This is a genomic window from Synechococcus sp. R60.1 (assembly GCF_047461835.1).
Taxonomy (GTDB): domain Bacteria; phylum Cyanobacteriota; class Cyanobacteriia; order Thermostichales; family Thermostichaceae; genus Thermostichus.
The window spans coordinates 1-20468 of sequence record NZ_JANSIA010000025.1; the positions used below are offsets into that span (position 1 = coordinate 1).

Annotated in this window: 21 protein-coding genes; 12 read left to right on the forward strand and 9 right to left on the reverse strand. The window is 59.9% G+C overall.

Annotation, left to right across the window (positions count from 1 at the left end):
- The first annotated feature begins 276 nt into the window (after window positions 1–276).
- From NW834_RS05290 to NW834_RS05300, 3 genes are all read left to right on the forward strand, one after another.
- Entirely contained in the window at window positions 277–2385 is a 2109-nt protein-coding gene (locus tag NW834_RS05290; RefSeq protein ID WP_414418912.1) for a tetratricopeptide repeat protein, read from the forward strand.
- 100 nt (window positions 2386–2485) lie between these two features.
- A complete protein-coding gene (aroB, locus tag NW834_RS05295; protein WP_414418913.1) occupies window positions 2486–3667 on the forward strand; it encodes a 3-dehydroquinate synthase in 1182 nt (393 codons plus the stop codon).
- Window positions 3646–4653: an aspartate-semialdehyde dehydrogenase gene (locus tag NW834_RS05300; RefSeq protein WP_414418914.1), complete on the forward strand. Its 1008-nt coding sequence runs from the start codon at window positions 3646–3648 to the stop codon at window positions 4651–4653. The genes aroB and NW834_RS05300 overlap by 22 nt, the downstream gene beginning before the upstream one ends.
- Here the strand turns inward: NW834_RS05300 and NW834_RS05305 are convergent.
- Complete coding sequence (locus NW834_RS05305; RefSeq protein WP_414416272.1) at window positions 4650–5651, reverse strand: hypothetical protein; 1002 nt, start codon at window positions 5649–5651, stop codon at window positions 4650–4652. The two genes, NW834_RS05300 and NW834_RS05305, sit on opposite strands and share 4 nt — an antisense overlap.
- A gap of 283 nt (window positions 5652–5934) precedes the next feature.
- Between NW834_RS05305 and NW834_RS05310 the strand changes: the two genes are divergently transcribed.
- The 3 genes from NW834_RS05310 to NW834_RS05320 all read left to right on the forward strand — a co-directional run bounded on the left by NW834_RS05310 (window position 5935) and on the right by NW834_RS05320 (window position 7807).
- Window positions 5935–6084 (forward strand): hypothetical protein, encoded by a 150-nt coding sequence (locus tag NW834_RS05310; protein WP_414383339.1) that lies wholly within the window; start codon window positions 5935–5937, stop codon window positions 6082–6084.
- Window positions 6085–6199: 115 nt separating this feature from the next.
- Window positions 6200–6958, forward strand: a complete 759-nt coding sequence (locus NW834_RS05315; protein WP_414426243.1) for a ZIP family metal transporter — start codon at window positions 6200–6202, stop codon at window positions 6956–6958.
- 42 nt (window positions 6959–7000) lie between these two features.
- Entirely contained in the window at window positions 7001–7807 is an 807-nt protein-coding gene (locus NW834_RS05320; protein WP_414418915.1) for an alpha/beta hydrolase, read from the forward strand.
- Here the strand turns inward: NW834_RS05320 and NW834_RS05325 are convergent.
- Window positions 7773–8582, reverse strand: a complete 810-nt coding sequence (locus NW834_RS05325; protein ID WP_414418916.1) for a DUF3598 family protein — start codon at window positions 8580–8582, stop codon at window positions 7773–7775. The two genes, NW834_RS05320 and NW834_RS05325, sit on opposite strands and share 35 nt — an antisense overlap.
- Window positions 8583–8634: 52 nt before the next feature.
- Between NW834_RS05325 and NW834_RS05330 the strand changes: the two genes are divergently transcribed.
- The 3 genes from NW834_RS05330 to NW834_RS05340 are packed head-to-tail and all read left to right on the forward strand — an operon-like array spanning window position 8635 to window position 9652.
- Window positions 8635–8766, forward strand: coding sequence for a hypothetical protein (locus NW834_RS05330; protein ID WP_414413428.1), 132 nt, complete (start codon window positions 8635–8637; stop codon window positions 8764–8766).
- A 12-nt stretch (window positions 8767–8778) separates the two neighbouring features.
- Window positions 8779–8997, forward strand: coding sequence for a hypothetical protein (locus NW834_RS05335; protein ID WP_414351859.1), 219 nt, complete (start codon window positions 8779–8781; stop codon window positions 8995–8997).
- Window positions 8998–9001: 4 nt separating this feature from the next.
- On the forward strand, window positions 9002–9652 hold the full coding sequence (locus NW834_RS05340; protein ID WP_414418917.1) for a cadmium resistance transporter: 651 nt from the start codon (window positions 9002–9004) through the stop codon (window positions 9650–9652).
- Window positions 9653–9701: 49 nt separating this feature from the next.
- Here the strand turns inward: NW834_RS05340 and NW834_RS05345 are convergent, their stop codons facing one another.
- From NW834_RS05345 to murC, 3 genes are all read right to left on the reverse strand, one after another.
- A complete protein-coding gene (locus NW834_RS05345; protein WP_414329076.1) occupies window positions 9702–9968 on the reverse strand; it encodes a hypothetical protein in 267 nt (88 codons plus the stop codon).
- A gap of 119 nt (window positions 9969–10087) precedes the next feature.
- Entirely contained in the window at window positions 10088–11074 is a 987-nt protein-coding gene (murB, locus tag NW834_RS05350) for a UDP-N-acetylmuramate dehydrogenase (RefSeq protein ID WP_414413430.1), read from the reverse strand.
- A gap of 29 nt (window positions 11075–11103) precedes the next feature.
- Window positions 11104–12543: a UDP-N-acetylmuramate--L-alanine ligase gene (murC, locus tag NW834_RS05355; protein ID WP_414418924.1), complete on the reverse strand. Its 1440-nt coding sequence runs from the start codon at window positions 12541–12543 to the stop codon at window positions 11104–11106.
- 427 nt (window positions 12544–12970) lie between these two features.
- On the opposite strand from murC, the gene NW834_RS05360 reads away from it, so the two are divergent.
- The 3 genes from NW834_RS05360 to NW834_RS05370 all read left to right on the forward strand — a co-directional run bounded on the left by NW834_RS05360 (window position 12971) and on the right by NW834_RS05370 (window position 16207).
- Window positions 12971–14050, forward strand: coding sequence for an ABC exporter membrane fusion protein (locus NW834_RS05360; RefSeq protein ID WP_414426244.1), 1080 nt, complete (start codon window positions 12971–12973; stop codon window positions 14048–14050).
- Window positions 14051–14059: 9 nt separating this feature from the next.
- Complete coding sequence (devC, locus tag NW834_RS05365) at window positions 14060–15244, forward strand: ABC transporter permease DevC (RefSeq protein ID WP_414355770.1); 1185 nt, start codon at window positions 14060–14062, stop codon at window positions 15242–15244.
- A gap of 225 nt (window positions 15245–15469) precedes the next feature.
- Window positions 15470–16207, forward strand: a complete 738-nt coding sequence (locus NW834_RS05370) for a DevA family ABC transporter ATP-binding protein (protein ID WP_414418919.1) — start codon at window positions 15470–15472, stop codon at window positions 16205–16207.
- On the opposite strand, the gene NW834_RS05375 is transcribed toward NW834_RS05370, so the two are convergent.
- From NW834_RS05375 to hisG, 4 genes are all read right to left on the reverse strand, one after another.
- The gene (locus NW834_RS05375) at window positions 16204–17175 is read right to left on the reverse strand and encodes a GDP-L-fucose synthase family protein (RefSeq protein WP_041436472.1); all 972 of its coding nucleotides are present in this window, start codon (window positions 17173–17175) and stop codon (window positions 16204–16206) included. The two genes, NW834_RS05370 and NW834_RS05375, sit on opposite strands and share 4 nt — an antisense overlap.
- A 97-nt stretch (window positions 17176–17272) precedes the next feature.
- Window positions 17273–18457: an NAD(P)/FAD-dependent oxidoreductase gene (locus NW834_RS05380; RefSeq protein WP_414418920.1), complete on the reverse strand. Its 1185-nt coding sequence runs from the start codon at window positions 18455–18457 to the stop codon at window positions 17273–17275.
- Window positions 18458–18831: 374 nt separating this feature from the next.
- Entirely contained in the window at window positions 18832–19626 is a 795-nt protein-coding gene (locus NW834_RS05385) for a photosystem II manganese-stabilizing polypeptide (RefSeq protein WP_414329070.1), read from the reverse strand.
- Window positions 19627–19734: 108 nt separating this feature from the next.
- Complete coding sequence (gene hisG / locus NW834_RS05390; protein WP_414418921.1) at window positions 19735–20442, reverse strand: ATP phosphoribosyltransferase; 708 nt, start codon at window positions 20440–20442, stop codon at window positions 19735–19737.
- Window positions 20443–20468 lie beyond the last annotated feature (26 nt).

Genomic DNA, 20468 nt, shown 5'->3' on the forward strand with positions numbered 1-20468 from the left:
CAATGACTTTTGCCAAACCGCCTAAAGCTCAGTAAATTCAGCAAAGTTCAGGGTTTTGGGGGTTAGAGGCATGCTCCTTTCAAGCCCTGCACCAACTATCGCCTATCGCTGTCCGGTCATCATCGCCATTCAGAACCAATCGAGCGGAAGCGTTGCCTAGCATTAGGTTTGCTCCTTGCCCCAGACCCGATGGGGAGCAAATGCGTTTGCGTTTGTGAAAGCATCGCGCAGCGATAACGCAAAGATAAGCTGGAGAAGATCAGCGAGCGGGCGTTCATGTCTTCAGAGCATTACAAGTTCGACCTTTTCTTGCGCTACCACCGAGAGCAAGCCCGGTGGGCGCGTCAACTGGCGGAGCGGCTGGATCGCGAGGGTTTCAAAGTCTGGTTTGACCGCTGGATGCTGCAGCCGGGGGATAACCGCAAGCTGGAGCTGCAACTGGCCATCGAACAATGCCGTTGGGTGGGAGTGGTGGCCTCTCCAGAGTTTGTTGCCGATCCCTGGCCAAGGGATGAGCTGTACAGCGGGTTTCCCCATGCCCCGGCACGACAAAACCAGCGCCTGCTGACGCTGCTGCACACCCCCACTGAGCTACCCCGCCCCCTGGAAGAGGCGCCCCTGCTGGATTTTACCGGCTCAGAAGAGGATCCGGTGCTGTTTGAGTACCGCGCCTTGGAGCTGATGCACTTTTTGGATCCCAGCTTCCCTGCCCCCGGGGATCTGCAGCGGTTCCGGCTGCAATACCGCCGCCGTGAGGGGAAAGAGTCCCTGGAAGATGAAGAGGTGCGGGGATTTCAGGCCTTTTTGCGGGCCATCCAGATGGCCATCCTGCGCATTGCCACAGGCGAAACCCCCTCCGCCACGCCAGAAGAAGGAGCGCGTCAGATCGCCATTTTGCAGTTCATTCAGCGGCTGTTTCAGTGGAACAGTGCCGACATCCAATTCGAGCGGGGGGAAGACTGGCGTCGCCGCGGCAACCTGACGGAAGCCCTGGCCGCCTACGACCGGGCTCTGAACATGGATCCCAACTTCGCCCTGGCTTGGAGCCGCCGTGGGGATGTGCTGGTGCAGCTGGCCCGCTACCGCGAGGCGGTGGACAGCTACAACGGATCCCTGAGCATCAACCCCTACGACGAAGAAACCCGGCTGCGCCTGGCCCTGATTCTGGGGCGCCTGGGGCAGTACAAGTCGGCGGTGGTTAACTACGACAAGGTGCTGGAGAGCAACCCGGAAGATGCTCTGGCCTGGCATAACCGCGGCATCCGCCTGCTGCAACTGAAGCGGTCTAAGCTGGCCCTGAACAGCCTGAACAAGGCGCTGCGCTACAACCCCAAACAGCCCCGCACCTGGCTGGCGCGTGGGATCGTGCTGCGGCGGCTGCGTCGGCCCAGCTCGGCAGCGGCCAGTTTTGCCCGGGTCTTGAAGCTCAACCCCAAAAGCGGGCGGGTTTGGCGTTACCAAGGCAATGCCCTCTTCCACTGCCACCGGCTGCGCTCGGCTGTTGAATGTTACAAGCGCTCGCTGCGGCTGCGCCGCCGGGATCCCATAACCCTGCACAACTTGGGGGTGGCCCTGCTGCGCTTGGGGCAGTATCGGCTGGCCAGCAAGGCCCTAGAACGCGCTCTGCGCTACGATGCCGACAACTACAAAAGCTGGTACGCCCGCGGTGTGGCCTTCCAAAAATTGGGCTACCTGAAAGAAGCCTGTATCCACTTCGAGGAAGCCCTCAAGATCAAGCCGGAGCACTTTCCAGCCCGCTATGCCCTGGCAATGGCCCAGCAGGAGCTGGGGCAATATGAGGCCAGCCTACGGCATTTCCAGCGCTTGGTGCAGCAGCGTCCCGGCAGTTCTGCCTGCTGGTTTGGCCAGATCACCGGCCTGCGGCGCCTGGGCCGGCTGGAAGAAGCCCGTGCCGCCTGCCAGCAGATGATCCACCTCAACGAACGGGATCCCTGGGGCTGGTTTGCCCTGGGGTTGATCTACAGCGAGCTGAGGGATCCCGAACAAGCTGTGCAAGCCTACTCGCGGGTTTTGCAGCTCACCCCAGAAGATGCTGTGGCCCTCAACAACCGCGCCTGGGAAGCCTTGAAATTGGGGAAGCTGGAACCTGCCCTGGCAGACGCCCAACAGGCCACGCACCTGGATCCGCAGCGGCCCGCCTTTTGGCATACCCTGGGGCTGATTCAACTGCGGGCCGGCCAGCGAGCAGCCGCCCAAGCCAGCTTGCAGCGCTGTCTGGAGCTGGATCCGCAATTTCAGCCGGCCCAAGCCGCCCTGCAGGACTTGGCCCAGGAAGACTCGGCCTCGCCGGCGGGAACAGCTCTGCCGGATTTGGAAACCCTCACTCCCCAGTCGGAGCCGCAGCCAGTTGACCCCAACCCCTAGCAGGATCCCCTGGGCTTTCAGACCCCAAGGACAATGCCTGCAGCAGGCAGACGGGAGCAGAACATGCCACACTGGATCCCGCCCCCCAGGACCGACACGCATGGATCCCTATCTGATCCCTGTCAAGCTTCCCCACAGCTCCTACGATATTCTCCTCCAGTCTGCCGAAGGCTCCCCTGGCCACAGCCTCATCCAGCTGGGATCCCAAATGCGAGCTAGAGGGCTTTCCGGCAAGGCTCTGGTGGTGAGCCATCCCGGCATTGCCAAACACTTTGCCGAGAAGTTGCTGCAGGGGCTGCAACAAGCGGGGTTTGCCGCCCACCTCTGCCTATTGCCTGCCGGCGAACGCTACAAAACCCTGCGCTCGGTGGCCAAGATCTACGACGCCGCCCTAGCCTTTGGCCTGGAGCGCTCCTCCACCTTGGTGGCTCTAGGAGGGGGGGTCATTGGCGACATAGTGGGGTTTGCTGCCGCCACCTGGCTGCGCGGGATCCCTTTTGTGCAGGTGCCCACCTCCCTCTTGGCGATGGTGGATGCGGCCATCGGCGGCAAGACCGGCGTCAACCATCCCCAGGGGAAAAACTTGATCGGGGCGTTTTATCAGCCGCGCCTGGTGTGGATTGACCCGACGGTGCTGAAAACTCTGCCCCAGCGGGAGTTTACCTCAGCCCTAGCGGAAGTGATCAAATATGGCGTGATTCAGGCTGCCGACCTATTTGAGTTTTTGGAAGATCGACCCCAACTGAGCCGCTATACCGACTTTACTCCCGCAGACTTGCACTACCTGCTGCGCCGCTGTGCCGAGTGCAAAGCCTGGGTAGTGCAGCAGGATGAAAAAGAAGCGGGCCTGCGGGCCATCTTGAACTACGGCCATACCCTCGGCCATGCCCTGGAAACGGCCACCCACTACCGCCGCTATCTGCACGGAGAAGCTGTCGCCATCGGCATGGTAGCTGCCGGGGAGATCGCCCGCCGCCTGGGGTGGTGGAGCGCTGCTGAAGCCGAACGGCAACAACGCCTCATTGAAAAAGCAGGACTGCCCAGCCGGTGGCCGGCCGGGATCCCTTGGGAGGCAGTGCTGCAGGCAATGCAGGCCGACAAGAAAGTCAAACAGGGGCGGATTCGCTTCGTTCTGCCCCGCCGCATCGGCCAGGCCGAGCTGACCGATCAAGTCGAGCTGGCAGAGGTGCAGGCTGCTTTGGCCTCGATTACAGCCACCTCTGGAACCCTAGAATTAGGAAAACCTAAGGACAAGAAAGCATGGCACGGCAACAACGGGTAGCCATCTTGGGGGCCACAGGAGCAGTAGGGACGGAGCTGCTGACGCTATTGGAAGAGCGCCACTTTCCTGTAGCCGACCTCAAGCTTTTGGCCTCGCCCCGTTCAGCGGGCACTTATTTGACCTTCAAGGGGGAGCGGATCCCGGTTGAGCCGGTTTCAGAAGCGGCCTTTCGAGGCATGGATCTGGTGCTGGCCTCTGCCGGAGCAAGTGTTTCCAAAACCTGGGCCAGAACCATCGTCGAGGCGGGGGCGGTGCTGATTGACAACTCCAGCGCCTTTCGCCTGGATCCCAATGTTCCGCTGGTGGTGCCGGAGGTCAACCCCCAGGAAGCCTTCCGTCACCAAGGGATCATTGCCAATCCCAACTGCACCACCATCCTAATGTGCGTGGCCATCTACCCCCTGCATCGCCACATCCCCCTGCGCCGCGTGGTGGCCGCCACCTATCAATCGGCCAGTGGGGCCGGGGCCCGCGCCATGGTGGAGCTGCAAGAGCAAACCCGCGCCTACCTCCAGGGGCAGCCGTTGCAGCCCCAGGTGTTCCCTTACCCCATTGCCTTCAACCTCTTCCTCCACAACAGCCCCCTGCAAGAGAACGGCTACTGCCAGGAAGAGATGAAAATGGTCAACGAATCCCGCAAGATTATGGGATCCCCCAACCTGCGGCTCACTGCCACCTGTGTGCGGGTGCCGGTGTTGCGCACCCATGCCGAAGCCTTGAACCTGGAGTTTGAACAGCCCTTCCCTGTGGAAAAAGCCCGGCAAATCCTGGCCCAGGCCCCTGGGGTGGTGCTCATCGAAGATTGGCAGCAAAACCGTTTCCCCATGCCCATCGATGTGGCCGGCAAGGACGCAGTGGCGGTGGGCCGCATCCGCCAGGACATCTCCGAGCCCAAGGCCCTGGAGCTGTGGCTGTGCGGGGATCAGATCCGCAAAGGAGCAGCCCTCAACGCCGTTCAAATTGCCGAGCTGCTTTTGAAGGACTAATTCACCACAACCGTCCAGGTTACCGGTCCTGCTGTGGCAGGGGCGGCCTGAGCGTTGGTCAATGTTACTGGGGAGTTGGGGTAGGTGTAGGTGCCGGGTGAGGTCAGAGGTCCCGTTTGGACAGGGATGGTCACTGTGCAGGTTGCGCCGACAGCCACTTGTCCTCCGGTGAATTGAATGGTGTTCCCACCCACCGACGCTGTGAGGGTAGCTCCAGCACCACAGGAAGCAGGTAAGGGAGGAGGTGCACCAGGCCCTACGGTTAAAGGCGGCGCTCCCGGCAAGGTGTGGTTAAAGGCCAAGCCCGTCAATGGAATGGCAGCGTTGTTGGTTATTGTAAACGTCAGAGTTCCATTCCCGGTAACGGGAGCTGGGCCGATTGGGCCAAGCGGGTTGGGAGCAAAGGCCATGGTAAAGGTGGGAGCTGGCACCGTTACCGTTAAGTTGATAGCCGCAGCGGTGGCATTAGGCGCTTGGTTGCTGCTCAGGGTTACCGCGGGGCTGGTCAGGGATCCCGCTGTCGTGGCTGTAACCTGAAGATCCAGGCTGATGGTGCAGCTAGCGTTGGCTGCCAATGAGCCGTTGACCAGCAAGATGGAAGTTGCTCCTGGTGCAGCTGCCAGCGTCCCGCCACAGCCGTTGTTGAGGTTGTTGGGAGTGGCAACGATCAAGCCGGCAGGCAAGGTGTCGGAAAAAGCTAGACCAGTCAGGGGCAGGGCAGCGGTGTTGGTAATCGTGTAGGTCAGGGTTGTTTTGGCAGTAGGGCCGGCAGCCACCGAGGTAGGACTAAATGCCTTGGTAAAAGTCGGGGCACCCGGTGTGGGCGTAGGTGTCGGGGTTGGGGTGGGTGTTGGAGTTGGGGTCGGTGTGAGTGTCGGTGTAGGTGTCGGCGTGGGCAATATCGTCCCGCTGCTTCCGCCGCCACCGCAGCCGGTCAGCCCCAGACAGGCCGCCCCTAGACTCAAAGCCAAAAGGTTTGTAACTGCTTTTTTCTGCATCGCTTTTTCACTCCTCATCATCAGACTTGACTTTAGTTTTCTTTAGTTTTTGTCGACCCGCCTTACTAAAGTATAGCCTGGTCAAATTGCTGCTTAGGATGCTTCTGCGCCCACGCAATCTACCACTGTTGGGAATAAACCTTGCCTCAGATGGCAAGCTCCAACTGGGGAATAGAGCCTTCAGACTTGCTCTTGTGTACCTTGCTCATAAACACAAAATCTGGCGCTCCAAGCCAACTTTCAGAACCTCGCCTATGCCGCTTGGGCCAGCAATGTTCACACAGTGTTCGTAGACGGGATCCCGATCACCGAGGCCGGTCAAAGTACCCGCATCTCAGAGGTCGAAGCGTTGGCAGCCATTCAGGCTCAAACGGAAGATCTACTGCGCTGTCGAGAGCCTTTCAAAGCAACCCTAACTCCGGTGGTGGGCTAGCCATAGCAGGGGATCTGCCATTCCGGTTGGCCACAAACCGCACACAATGTCGCAAAAGGAGGAGAATTGAGAAGCATTCGGCCTTTGTGGAGAGGGGCTTGTGCATCCAATTGGGATGGGATCCCTGGCTAGCTTTATCGCCGGCTTGGCGACAGGGCTGGGGGCTTTGCCGGCCCTTTTTCTTCCCTCGCTCTCCGAAAGGGTACAAGGGATCCTGCTGGGATTTGGGGGTGGGGTGATGCTGGCGGCCACCTCGTTTTCGCTGGTGGTGCCGGGCACCGAGGCAGCCATGGCGCTGGGGTATTCCCAGTTTGGAGCGGCTGTGGTGATGGTGGCAGGCCTGTTGTTGGGGGCGATCTTCCTGGAGAGTGCCCACCGCTTTTTTCCCCACGAGCACTTTTTCAAAGGGGTTGAAGGGGAGAACCGCGCCCATTTGAAGCGGATTTGGCTGTTCATCATTGCCATTGCCCTGCACAATTTCCCGGAAGGACTGGCGGTGGGAGTGGGTTTCGCTACCGGCCAAGTCGGCGATGGGTTGGCGTTGGCGTTGGGGATCGGCTTGCAGAACATTCCAGAGGGGCTGGTGGTGGCTTTGTCGCTGGCAAGCCAAGGGTATTCGCGGCGGTTTGCTTTTGGCATCGCCCTGCTGACCGGACTGGTGGAGCCCATCGGCGGGATCCTGGGAGCAACGGTGGTCTCTCTGGCGCAGCCCCTACTACCCTGGGGCATGGCTTTTGCGGCAGGGGCGATGTTGTTTGTCATTTCCGATGAGATCATCCCTGAGTCGCACCGGCAGGGGTTGGAGCGGGAGGGCACCTTTGGGGTCATCAGTGGGTTTGTGGTGATGATGTTGCTGGATATCACCTTGGGCTAGCAAGGGATCCCGTCGCGAAGTGGAACGGAGTTTTATTTTTTTATGTTGAGTAACGAACCCTTTTTGTGGCGAGGAGCAGGGGAACACGCCTGTCTGCTGCTACATGGATTGGGGGGCGGTGTTTACGAGTTGCAGTGGCTGGCAGAGCGGCTGTTGGCGGCTGGCTTGACGGTGCAGGGATTTAACTATCCCGGCCATGACAGTGCTCCGCATCGCTTACACGACCGCCGGTCTGCCCACATGCCCCCTTCCCGCTGGACGGAGTGGTACGGGCGGGCTTTGGAGCATTACCTGGCTTTGCGGCAGGAGTACCCACGCGTTTCCTTGGTGGGCTTTTCCACCGGCTGTCTGCTGGCTTTGCACCTGGCTTTTGCCCATCCCATCCATAAATTGGTGCTGCTGGCGCCATTTTTCGCCATTCGCCACCGCTGGTACTATCTTTTTCGCCCTGAGCAGTACCTGAACAGCCTGGGTTGGCTATTGAAGGAGGTGCCCCGCCTCAGCTTGCCAATTCGGGATGAGGACGCTCGAGCCTTGGCAGAAAGAACGGCCTATTTCCGCAGCTTTAATCTGTCGGCGGTGCGCAGCGCTCTGGAGCTGATCGAGCGGGTCAAGGGAGAGGTGGCCGGCATCCGGGTTCCCACTCTGATCCTGCAATCTCGCCAAGATACAGTAGTGGATCCTGAACAGGCAGCGTGGCTCTATCAAGAGCTGGGATCCGAGGAGAAGATCTTGCATTGGCTGGAGCACTCCGACCACATCCTCACTTTGGACTGCGAGCGGGAAACGGTGTTTGCCCAGGTTTGCGCCTTTCTCAACCAGGATCCTTCTGCGCCCGGATCAGCGTAACCCGCTGCCAAGCACCGCGGGCATCGTAGTCCCGGATCAAACGCAAGAGACAATGGCAGTCTTCCGGCTGCGGAAACCAGCTCAGGCTCACCGAAAAGCTGCGATCCCGCTGGGCAGTGGGGATGGGCAAGGGATCCGGCCCGCCAATCCACAGCCCTCCCGGCAAGGGATCCCAGTTGCTCAACCACTCTGCCCCCGAGCAGTCCACCTCGGTTTCGGCAAACCGGCCCTCGGCAACCGCAAAGCTCTGGGCGATCCCCCGCCATCTCCCCTGGAGGCAGGCTCTCAGCTGCTCTCTGCTCAGGGGTGCACAGTCTGCAACGGGATCCAAAGCTTGGCCGCGCCGCTCCAGGATCGCGGTTACCTCTACCAGACGACCTTGGGCATCCCACTGTTGCACCAGCCGCGCCTTGCGATCCCCCCAGAGAAAGCCCTGCTCGACGGCAAAATCACTAAACGGCGCCAGCTGCAGCCGCCCATTGGAAAAAGATCCATCGGGGAAAAAGCGCAATCCCGGCGAGAAATCCTGGTAGACCCAGCTCTGGGAGCTTTCGGGAGTGGGGGATCCCTGTAGGGGGTAGTAGGCGTTGGTTTGGCGGATCGCGCTCCCTGCCGCCGGACTTCCTGAAGAAGAGGATGGAGCCAAGGCCTCAAAGGTGATGAGGCTGCGCTTTTGGCCCCCCAGCTCCCAGCCGCCGGCGGTGGGTCGATAGTTGGAGAAGAGGCCGTGCCACACTCCCAGGTGGAGAGCCAGACATTGTTTTTGGGTTTTCATGAAGCAATGTGAAGCTAAGATTGTGAGGACGTAACGCTGGAGAGCAAGACCTATGGGGAAGAAGCTCCGAGGTGGCATTTTACTGATTTTGGGGTTTATGCTGTCTCCCCTTTCCTGGTGGAATGACTTGTTTTTCAATCTGCCGATTGCCTATGGGTTGGGCTACCTGTGTAGCCTGTGGTAGCCACAGTGGTTTTTGGGCGGAACCCTCGTGGGGTACTGGCTCTCCAACTTGATGGGCATTCTCATGATGCAGTTTGGCGCTACGGATGTCGTCGAGAAAGGCGAGAAACCCCGCAATATGAAACGCGATCTCTTGATTGGGCTGGCTTCTTCTACCGCCTATACTTCGGCAATTGTTGGGCTGCTTCAGTTTCACCTCGTCGATATCAGCGCCATCTTCCCCATTTCTTAACCCTATGCCGCTGGCAATTTTCTGGGCAACTTTAGTCGAAGGGATCCTCGCTTTTGTTGCCACCCATATCGACGACTTTTTCTTGCTGGTTCTGTTGTTTGCCCAGGCGCAGCTGCAACCCCTGTGGAAGGGCTGGCACATTTGGCTGGGAGGCTACTTGGGCTTGGCAGGGTTGATCCTGCTCAGCTCTCTGGGATACTTGGGAGGCCTGCTGTTGCCGCCACCTGCGATTGGGCTGCTGGGGTTGATCCCGATTGCGGTAGGCGGTTGGAAATTGTGGCAACCTGAGCTGGAAGAAGCCCTGGAAGAAGAGCTGGAAGAACTGCAAGAGCGCCCAACCCAAAAGGCTTGGTCAGTTTTTTTGCCCCCACCAGCCCTGATGTCCATGCTCCTCACCTTTGCCAATGGTGGAGATAATGTCAGCCTGTACGTTCCTCTGTTTGCCGGCAGCACCCCTCCTCAGTTGGCCCTTTTTTCCACGATCTTTTTTCTGATGAAGGGATTGTGGTTTGTAGTGGCTCAAAAACTGACAATGCAACCTGAAGTAGCCAAGGTTTTGGCCGAGCGGGGAGAGCGCTGGGTGCCCTGGATTCTCATGGGCTTGGGGGTGTGGATCCTGTTCAAAAATGAGACTTGGAGATGGCTTTTGTCTTAGACTCTGGCCGGGATTTGTTCGTGATAGCGGGACGGGATTCTTTCGAGTTCTAGTCGTTGTGTCGGTCTAGAGAGGGATCCCAGTCCAGATCTTCGTGGCGGTGCTCCCGTTCCCAGCGATGCACCCAGTCCCAAATGCGATAGTGCTGCTCGGCGGTGAGTTGCTTGGGATCCTGGGCCAAAGCGGCAGCCTCTTCCGGGGTGAGCAAAGCAGCCAGGCTGCCGATCTCCACCAAATAGCGGCGTTCTTCCGCAGTGGTGTGGGACTGATTGAGCCGTTGAATTAAACGACGTAAGGTGGCTGCATCTTGACTCATAAGCCGATAGGAAAGAATCGACGAGCATCTAAGCTGGTAAGAACAGTTTAAGAGCAGAATCATCGAAATTATCAAAGTCATCAAAAGAAAGCAGGCCAAATTGCCCAGCCGATGCTCTTCTAATCCTCAAAGGATCCCAGAATGCGCACTTCCGGCTCCAAAAGCACCGACCATTGTTGATAGACCTTTTCCTGGGCCAAGCGAATCAAGCGGTAAATGTCCTTGGCACTCGCCTGATGGCAATTGAGGATGAAGTTGGCATGGCGCTCTGAAATTTGGGCCCCACCGATGCGGTACCCCTTCAAGCCGACCTGCTCGATTAGCCAGCCGGCAGGGTGAGACTCTGGGTTGCGAAAGACGCTGCCACAACTGGGCAAATGATAGGGCTGAGAGCTTAGGCGTTGGTTGAGGTAGCGCTGGGTTTCCCACTGCACCTGGGACGGATCCCTGCTTGGGATCAACTGCAGCGTCGCTCCTGTCACCGTCCAGGGGGAGTCCTGTAGGCGAGAGCGGCGATAGCCAAATTGCAGATCGGCAGGTTCTAGGCGGCAGGGCTCTTGTTCCTCGTCCAAAATCTGCACTTCCACCAGCACATCCGCCATGGCGCGTCCGTGGGCACCGGCATTCATCACCACGGCTCCCCCTAGCGTGCCAGGGATCCCGATGGCCCACTCCAACCCACTCCAGCCTTGCCTGGCGGCGGCCCGCGACAGATTGACCAAAGGCTCTCCGGCAGCGGCCCACATTCTCCCCCCTTCCAGCAGTTGGATCCCCCGCAAACGGCGAGTGCCGATCACCAGCCCCTTCAACCCCGCATCGCTGATGAGCAGATTGCTGCCTGCCCCTAACAGCGTCGTGGGGATCCCTTCTGCTCGCGCCCAAGCCAAACACTGCTGCAGCTCCAGATGGCTACGGGGCTCACAATACCACTCCGCTTTGCCGCCCACGCGAAAGGTGGTCAGAGGAGCCAACGGGATCCCCGATTGAATTCGTCCAGATAGCAGAGCCGCCGGCCCGCGGGGGAGAAGCCTGTCTTCAGCGGTAAGACTTGCCGCCTCAGACTCACAGGAACCATCCCGCTGAGGCACCACCGGAGCCGTCGTCATGATTCAATACCTCAGAAGCAGCTATCTTTTCAGCTGAAGTTTGGATTTTTGGCTTGCCCAGGCTGTTCCCTCACCTGAGCCGCATATGCCCGCATCGTAGCGATTATCTGCTGATTTAGGTCCCCTGCGCCCAAAAAAACGGCGAGATCTCCAGGCTGCAGGACGGACGGCAACACCTCCGGCAATCGCGGCAAAGACGACACATAGCGCACATGGGGATGGTGCTCCGCCACCGCCACGGCCAAGCGCAAGCTGTTGTCGGAACCCTCAGGCGCCGGCTCTCCCGCTCCATACGTAGGCACGATCACCACCACGTCCGCCTCCCCAAAGCAGCGGGCAAAATCCTGGAACAAGGCAGCCAAACGGCTGTGGCGATGAGGCTGAAACACGGCCACCACCCGCCGCTGCTGTAGCCGTGCTGCCTGCAGGGTGGCTCGAATCTCGCTGGGATGATGGGCATAGTCGTCGATAAAGGTGACTCCACCCACTTCCCCCTTGTGCTCAAAGCGGCGATGCGCCCCCCGAAATTGCGCCAAAGCTGAGGCAATCACCGCAAACTCCAAGCCCAACTGTCGCCCAACGGCAACCGCCGCCAGGGCATTGCTGAGGTTGTGGGATCCCAACACCTGTAGGCGAAGTTGTCCGAGGAGGGATCCCCTTTCCCAAATCTCAGCGCAGGTGAAACTGGCAGTGTAGAGGATTTGGCGAGCTTGGTACTGGGCTTGGGGATGACCGGTCAGGCTGTAGCCCACATCCACCCTCAGGTGAGCCGCCACGTTGGGACAGTCCAGACAGGCCACCAGCGTTTGGCTCTGCTGCCCATACTGTTGAAAAGCCCGGATCACCTGCCCCAAATCGGCGTAGTGATCGGGGTGATCCAGCTCAATGTTGGTGATCACCCCAATCTTGGGATAGAGCCGCACCAGGGATCCATCCGACTCATCCACCTCGGCCACCCAATACTCCCCCTTACCCAGACGGGCATTGCCATCCCAGGCATCCACTTCCCCGCCGATGATCAAGGTGGGATCCCAGCCCGCCGAGAGCAATACATAGCCGATCATGCTGCTGGTGGTGGTTTTGCCGTGGGTGCCGGCCACCCCAATGCCGGAGCGACGGTTAAACAGAGCCGCCAACAAGTCCGCCCGATGCCAAACCGTCAATCCTTTGCCCAGGGCAGCGGCCAATTCCGGATTGGTGGGGCGAATGGCGCTGGAATAGACCACCTGGGGATCCCCGACCAACCCCTCCAAGCTGTGGCCCTGAAAGAAGCGCACCCCCAAAGCTTCCAGGCGGCGGGTACGGCCATTGGCGACAATGTCGGATCCGGAAACGCGAAACCCTTGTTTAGCCAGGATATAGGCCAGGGCCGACATCCCCACTCCACCAATGCCCACAAAGTGATAGGTGGAAAGCAAGGGATCTAGGGGATCCAAATGCAGGGGCGGAGGCTGAGACCGAACCGGCAACGGCGGGATGGGATCCCCTCCTCCAACTGTTTCCACCATCGCAACTCCACCCCACTCCTAGAGACCATCACACCCCAAAAAAGAACTGCGTCCTAGCGACGGGAACGGCACCCACAAACAGGCTCGAACAGGTTCGAACAGGCCACATCATATCAGGAATCCCCAGAGCTAGGTAGGCTGCGCCCCACCGGTTGCCGTGATCTGCCGGCACCTTGGGGAACCCACAGGGGGTGAAAATACGGTGAGCACAAGCAACACAGAATACAGCTGGACATTTTCATCCCAAAAACTTTACACTTATTTAAGAAAAAGAGGCGGCGTTTGTCGTCTGCAAAGCCACAGCGGGTAAAAGGCCATGAACCCACGAGCGCTTTGGTCGCTGGCAGGAGTCGGGCTGCTTGGTTGTGCTGGTCTGGCATGGCTGGGATTGAGCAAACAGGGAGCCACACAGTCGGTATCGGGAAGTGCAGAGGCAACGGTGGAAATGCGGCTGCCTCCGCAAGTTGGTGCTTTGGGTCGCCTGGAGCCGGAGGGGGAAGTGCTGCGCATTGCCGGTTCCCCCGGAGAACGGCTGGGAGAGCTGCTGGTGGCCGAGGGGGATCGCGTGGTGGCAGGCCAAGTGCTGGCCCGCTTGGAAAGCTACGCCGAGCGGTTGGCGGAGCGAGAGTACGCTGCCGCCCAACTTCAAGAGGCCCGCGCCCGGTTGCAGGCCGAGACCCGTTTCAGTCAGGCCCAAATCCAAGAGGCACGCACCCGCCTCAGCCGTCTGGATGAGCCGCAACAGATGCAAATCCGCTCCCAGGAAGCGGTGGTGGAGCGTATCCGGGCAGAGCTGGCCGATGCTGAGGCCAATCTGGCTCGCTTTCAGGAGCTTTGGCAGGAAGGAGCAATCTCGCAACAAGAGCTGGATCAACGCCGGCTGCTGGTGCGGCAACGACAGGAGGATCTGCGGGCTGCCGAGGCCACCCTGAGCCAACTGCGCCTGGCCCGTGAGCGGGATCTGGTCAATGCCCAAGCCCAAGTCCAAGCTGCCGAGGCGGGGCTGAGTTTGGCCCAAGCCCAAGTCCAACTGGGATCCCTGGTCCGCAACCTGGAACTGGCAGAAGCTCGCCTAGAGCGCACCCTCATCCGCGCTCCCCGTGCTGGACAGGTGCTCAAGATCCACACCCGCCCTGGAGAGGTCATCCCCGCCGGCGAGGGCATTCTCGAGCTGGGCAACACCGACCAGATGATGGTGGTGGCGGAAGTCTACGAGACGGACATCTTGCGGGTTCGGCCAGGCCAGCAGGCCACCATTAGCAACCGCGCTCTGCCAGAAACCCTGCAGGGCCGAGTGGAGCGGGTAGGCCTGCAGATTGGCAAGAAAGATGTGCTCAACACCGACCCAGCTGCCGATGTGGATGCCCGCGTGGTGGAAGTGTATATCCGCCTGGATCCGGAGAGCAGCGCCCGCGTGGCTGGCCTGACCAACCTGCAGGTGAATGTGGCCATCGATGTCGAGGGGTAGGCTCAGCCCATGTACAGCCTGTTCAGTGTGGCTTTTATCGCCCATCGGATCCCGTTGGCCTGGCTGCAACTGACGCGGGAGAAGATCCGCCTGCTGGTGGCCCTGGCGGGCATTGCCTTTGCTTGCATCTTGATGTTCATGCAGTTGGGCTTCCAAGACAGCCTGCTGGAAAGTGCCATCCGCTTCCACGTGGCCCTGAAGGGAGAGATCTTCCTGGTCAGCCCTCAGTCCAACGCCCTGATTGCCATGAACACCTTCTCCCAGCGGCGACTCTATCAGGCTTTGGGCTTTGAGGGGGTGCGGGCCATCTCGCCTGTCTATGTGGGCTTTGCCCTCTGGAAAAACCCAGAGACCCGCCGTACCCGCAGCATTTTTGTGGTAGGAGTGGATCCCTCGGCTGATCTGTTGGACTTGCCGGAACTGACGCCGGACAAGCTGGAAGAGATCAAAAAGGCGGACGTGGTGCTGTTTGACCGCCGCTCCCGCAGCGAGTTTGGCCCCATCCCAGAGTGGTTTGAGTCCGGGCGAGAGGTGGTTACTGAGGTGGGAAACCGCCGCGTCCAGGTGGGGGGCCTGTTTGAGATGGGGGCCACCTTTGGAGCCGACGGCACCATTCTAACCAGCGACCTCAATTTCCTGCGCATTTTTCCGCAGCGGGGGCGCGGCCTAGTGGATATCGGCGTGGTGCAACTCCAGCCGGGTGTGGATCCGGATCCCTTGGTGCGGCAGATGCGGGCTTTGCTGCCGGAAGATGTGCGGGTGCTCTCACGGGCGGAGTTTATCGATATGGAGCAAACCTACTGGGAAGAGGGCACAGCCATCGGCTTTATTTTCGGCCTGGGGGTGGGCATGGGCTTTATTGTCGGCATTGTGATTGTCTATCAAATTCTCTACACCGATGTGTCGGATCACCTGGCGGAATATGCCACTCTCAAAGCCATGGGCTATACCGATACCTACCTGCTGGGGGTGGTATTTCAGGAGGCGATCCTGCTGGCCGGCTTGGGGTATATTCCCGCCTTTGCCCTGTCGGTTCTGCTCTACGATTTGACGGCCAATGCCACGTTGCTGCCTATTGCCATGACCTTCAACCGGGCGATGCTGGTGCTGGGGCTGGCGGTGAGCATGTGTTTCATCTCAGGAGCGATTGCCGTGCGACGGCTGCGGGCAGCCGATCCTGCCGACATTTTCTAGAGTTTTGGCTGTGGGCAGGGCGCCGGGGCGTTGGTAAGTCAATAGTCTGCCAAAGGGGATCGGATGGATGGTGAAGGGTTTGAGCTAGGCTGTCTAAAAACTTCTGGGATCCTCATCAACGCTCTCCGGCCAAAGGTTTCTAAATGGTCTCATCTCAACGCTCCAAATGACGGCCTAAGTGGTCAATGAGTTGTCAACGCAAAGTTTTGAGATTTTGAGTTTCCTATGCTGACTCCTCTTCTCGATCAAGCTGCCCTTGCTTCTGCCCAGAATGCCGTTGAGCCAGTGGTGAAAGCCGAAGGTGTAAACCACTATTTCGGCGAGGGATCCCTGTGCAAGCAGATTCTCTTCGACATTAGCTTTGCCCTGCAGCCAGGGGAGATCGTGCTGCTGACTGGCCCTTCCGGCTCCGGCAAAACCACCCTGCTGACGCTGCTGGGGGCCTTGCGCTCGGTGCAGGAGGGCAGCTTGCGGGTGTTGGGACAGGAGCTGCGGGGAGCTCAGCCCAGTACTCTCATTCAAATCCGCCGCCAGGTCGGGTACATTTTCCAGGCCCATAACCTGCTGCGATCCCTGACGGCAGCCCAAAACGTGCGCATGGCCCTGGAGCTGCACAACGGCCTCTCTCCTCAGGAAGCCCAGCAGCGAGCGGAAGCAATGCTGGCGGCGGTGGGCCTGGGGGATCGCGTCCACTACTACCCGGAACAGCTTTCCGGCGGACAAAAGCAGCGGGTGGCCATTGCCCGCGCCTTGGTTAGCCATCCCAAGCTGGTGCTGGCGGACGAGCCCACGGCAGCCCTAGATAGTAAGTCGGGCCGCGAGGTGGTGACCCTGATGGAGAAGCTGGCGCGGGAGCAGGGCTGCACCATCCTCATGGTGACCCACGACAACCGCATCCTGGACATCGCGGATCGGGTGCTGCACATGGAGGATGGCCGGCTGGAGAGCCAAGGGGTTGCCTAGCTTTGCCCAGAGCAGGCGTGGCGGCGGTACCAGTCGATGGTGCGCTGCAGCCCTTCCCGCAAGCCGACTTTGGCCACAAAACCCATCCTCTCTCGGGCCTTGGAGACATCCAGACAGCGGCGGGGTTGGCCGTTGGGCTTGTCCGTTTGCCAGCGGATCTCTCCCCGGAACTCCATCAGCTCGCAGATGAGGGCAATCAGATCCCGGATGGAGATCTCTTCACCGGTGCCCAGGTTCAAGGGATCCGCCCCGTCGTAAAGCTGGGTGGCCATGACAATGCCGCGGGCCGCATCTTCAGCGTAGAAAAACTCGCGGGTGGGGCTGCCATCCCCCCACACTTCGACGTAGTTTTGGCCCCGTTGCTGCGCTTCGTGCACTTTGCGGATCAAGGCTGGGATGACGTGGGAGCTTTCGGGGTCGAAGTTGTCCATGGGGCCGTAGAGGTTCACCGGCAGGAGGTAGATGCCGTTGAAGCCGTACTGCTGCCGGTAGGCCTGCAGCTGCACCAGCAGGGCTTTCTTGGCGATGCCGTAGGGGGCGTTGGTCTCCTCTGGGTAGCCGTTCCAGAGATCCTCTTCCTTGAAGGGAACGGGGGTGAACTTGGGATAGGCGCAGATGGTGCCCACGCAGACAAACTTCTCCACCCCGGCCAGGTAGGCGGCGTGGATGAGCTGGGATCCCATGATGAGGTTGTCGTAGAAGAGTTCTGCCGGCTTGGCTTGGTTGAGGCCGATGCCACCCACGTGGGCGGCCAAATGGATGACGATATCTTGCCCTTGTACCACCTCTTGGCAGACTTCCCAACGGCGCAGATCCTGGGTGCGGGAGCGCGGGATGCGCACCTGCTCCGGCTTTACCCCCAGCACCTGCAACTGTTGCAGCACATGTTTGCCCAAAAAGCCGCTGCCCCCTGTGAGCAAAATGCGCTTCTGGCTGAGATCGACGGAGCTGGGCAAGCTGTTGGGCATAGATCCGACGCAGAGAACTTCCGGCTTTCATTATGCTGCAGACGGGATAGCCGTATTCCAGACTTGTTGGCGATGGTCATCGAGAATAGGCAAGGCATCAACTCAAAACCTGGGCAAACCGCGCCGGCGACAGAGCAGGGATCCATTCATCCGCTTGTCCATGGGCTTGTTGGGCGAAGCGACGGGCCAAAGCGGGCAGGATGGGCAGGGGATTGCTGAAGCCGGAAAACAGTTGTAAGCCTTCCCAGCCGGGCAGGGATCCCACCAGAGGCTGGTGATCGGCGCTGAAGGCCACCAAGCAGTGATACCACCGTCCAGGCAGGTGGGCCAACTTGGGCAGGTAGCGACCGGCTTGTGCCCGGATCTGGGCTTCGCTGGCGGCTGCATCCACCTCGGCACGGGGATCCGTCAATACCCGGCTGATCTGGCCCATGCGAATGCTGCCATCTACAAATTGCAGGATCCCGGCATCCAGAATCGGCGGGCAAAGCTCGTGCCCTGGCTCGTCCCAAAGGGGATCCCGATCGGGATGGGCGGCTTGTCGTTCCAGTTCCAAGCGTTGCACGGGCACGCTCATCACCAACGCTTTCAATTGCAAATCCGAGGGCTCCAGCTCCAGGGATTCGGCATGGGTGTAGTAGATGGGCACCCGGATCCCCGCTTGGCGCAACAGAGCCCGTGTCCAGCCGCCGGCGCACACCACCACCTGGCCTGCTCCGTAGCAGTCGGCTCCGGACTCTACGCCCGTGATGCGCGCTCCCTGCCGCCGCAGGGCCGTTGCTGTTGCGATCAAGAGGGATCCCCCCAATCGTTGAAAGGCTTTTTGAAAGGCCAGCGCCGTCAACAAGGGGTTGATGTGGCCATGCCGAGCCCAGAGGACTACTTCCAGAGCGGCCGGATCCAGCAGCGGCTCCAGCTCGCAGGCTGCCGCCACCGAAATCCGCCGGGGTGGGATGCGACAGTCGGCCAGATCCGCCTCAACGGCCTCTGCATCGTAGCCGGGGGCAATGGGCATGAGCAGGTCCAGCTCGCGAAATTGAATGTCTGCCTCCAACTCCTCTGACAGGGTGCGGTAGCGTTGGATCCCTTCTTCCCCCAAAGCTTTGAGCAGCGGCGTTTTGCCCGCCCAATGGGCCAAGCCCCCGTAGCTGTAGCGGGTTGCTCCGTTCAGCACTCCATCTTTCTCCATCAGCAGAACGGATCCCCCCTGGCGGGCCAGTTCATAGCTTAGGGCTGCCCCGGTAATCCCACCGCCGATCAGAATCCAGTCGTAGTTGGCCATCACTTCCCTCTTTGCCCTGAACCTCATCTTGCGGCAAAGAGGCTCAGTTTGGGGTAGCGAGCGCAGCAGAACTCGGATCCGCACTGGTGGCGGTACTGGCTGAAGCGGAACTCACAAAGGGCTTCCTTGAGTCCAGATTGAAGATTGAGAGTCCCCTTGGGTCCAGAGTCAACATAAAAGGCAGGTTAGTGGCATCGGCCATCTGCAAATGAACCTGTGGCGGCATCTGGCCCAGACTTTATCGCTGCACACTTCCCCAACAGGCAAAAGGGGCCAACCTGGACAGAGAACATAGCCAACAGAAACGGGCGGAGATCTCCGGGATCCCTGCCCATCCTGGTTTGAGGCGGGTTATTCTCTGCCCTCAGGCGCTTTCAAGACTCTCCCGCCAGGCGGGCGTAAAACAGGCCTTGAATGCGAACAGTGTGGGGTTCCATCGCCCCTTGCTCGGTGCTGGAAGGCTGAATGCTAACAAAGGATCCCGCCATTTCGCCAGTGCTGGGATCCACGCGAGCAATCCGCAGGGACATTTTCCCCTGGGAAACCTCGTCCACCTTGCGGTTGGTGGCAAAATCATCTTTGGCAGCCTGTAGACCTACCGCAGTGTCGTAGCCGGTGTTGGATCCCCGCCCGCGCGGGTCGAGGAAGGTGCTGCTGTGATAGCCGGGCACCAAGAACTCCCCTTCAAAATCGGTCGAAGGGTCAATGGCGGAGCCCTGGGCAGTGGCGACCAAGTCCTTCACGCTAAACAGAAACGGCACCAGCTCGCGGCGGGGCATTTGGCCGGTGGTCGGCTGAAAGGTGATCCCATCCACCACTTTGAGCTCCAGCGCACCGTCTTTGGGAGTCACCTCAGCTTTAATCGGCCCCAGAGTGGCCGCTGAGATCATGATGTTTTTGGCCTTGATGAACTCTTTCTCGCCGTTCCGCTTTTCCTCTTCCACCTCAATTTGCACCGGCTGGAAGCAGACATCCGTCAGCTTCAGGGATCCCCCCCTAGGCACTTCGATACGGCCCCGGGCGTTGTCCGAGACCGAAGGGCAAATGGCGGCCTTGCCGGTGTTGCGGATCTGGTCATAGGTCAGCGGCGCCTTGGCAGCCTTAGCCGGAACAGCAAAGACGCTCAAACAAAGCGCCAACAGGATGGCGAGCAGTGGACGGTACCGCATAATCAACCTCGAAAAACCTTTTTTGAATCTGAACGCTGCTGGGGGAAATAAGCCCGAATGCCCCCATTGTACGCAATCGTGATCCCCCTCAGAGGAAGTGCCTCAAAATTAGCCACCCACCAACAGGGATCCCAGCCAGCGTTCCCGAATCTGGGTGACCAGCTCGCGGATAGGCTGTTGGTTGACACGGTAGCTGATGGGATGGGCAATCAGGCGAGCTGTACTCTCGAATAGGCAGTCTCGCTCAATCAGGCCGTTTTCCCTCAGGGTGCGCCCTGTGGCTACCAAGTCGACGATGGCATCGGCCATGCCGGTGAGGGGGGCCAACTCCACCGAACCATAGAGAGAGATAAGCTCCACCGGCAAATCCAGGCGGTCAAAATACTCCCGGGCGCAGCCGACAAACTTAGAAGCCACGCGGGCATGAGCAGGCAACTGAGCTGCCGAGTGGTAGGGGCTATCTTGGGGAAGGGCCACCGACATGCGACAGTGGCCAAATTGGAGATCCAACAGGTGGGCCACCCGCGCTTCGGTGCCGGCATAGCGCTCCCGCAAGACGTCGTAGCCGACAATGCCCAACTGCGCCTGCCCGTACTCCACGTACACCGGCACATCGTGAGTGCGCACCAGCAGCGCTTCGTAGCGTTGTCCGTTCAGCCGGGTGGGGGATTCAATCCGCAGCAGGCGATTGCCGGGATCCAAAAAACGGCTGAAATCGATCCCCACCTGCTGCAGGCATTGAATGGCCTCAGGCAGCAAGGCCCCCTTGGCCAGGGCAATCGTGATGGGTGGGCTGTCGGGACGGCCATCCAGCATCTTTTTCAGGATCTACTACATTTGTC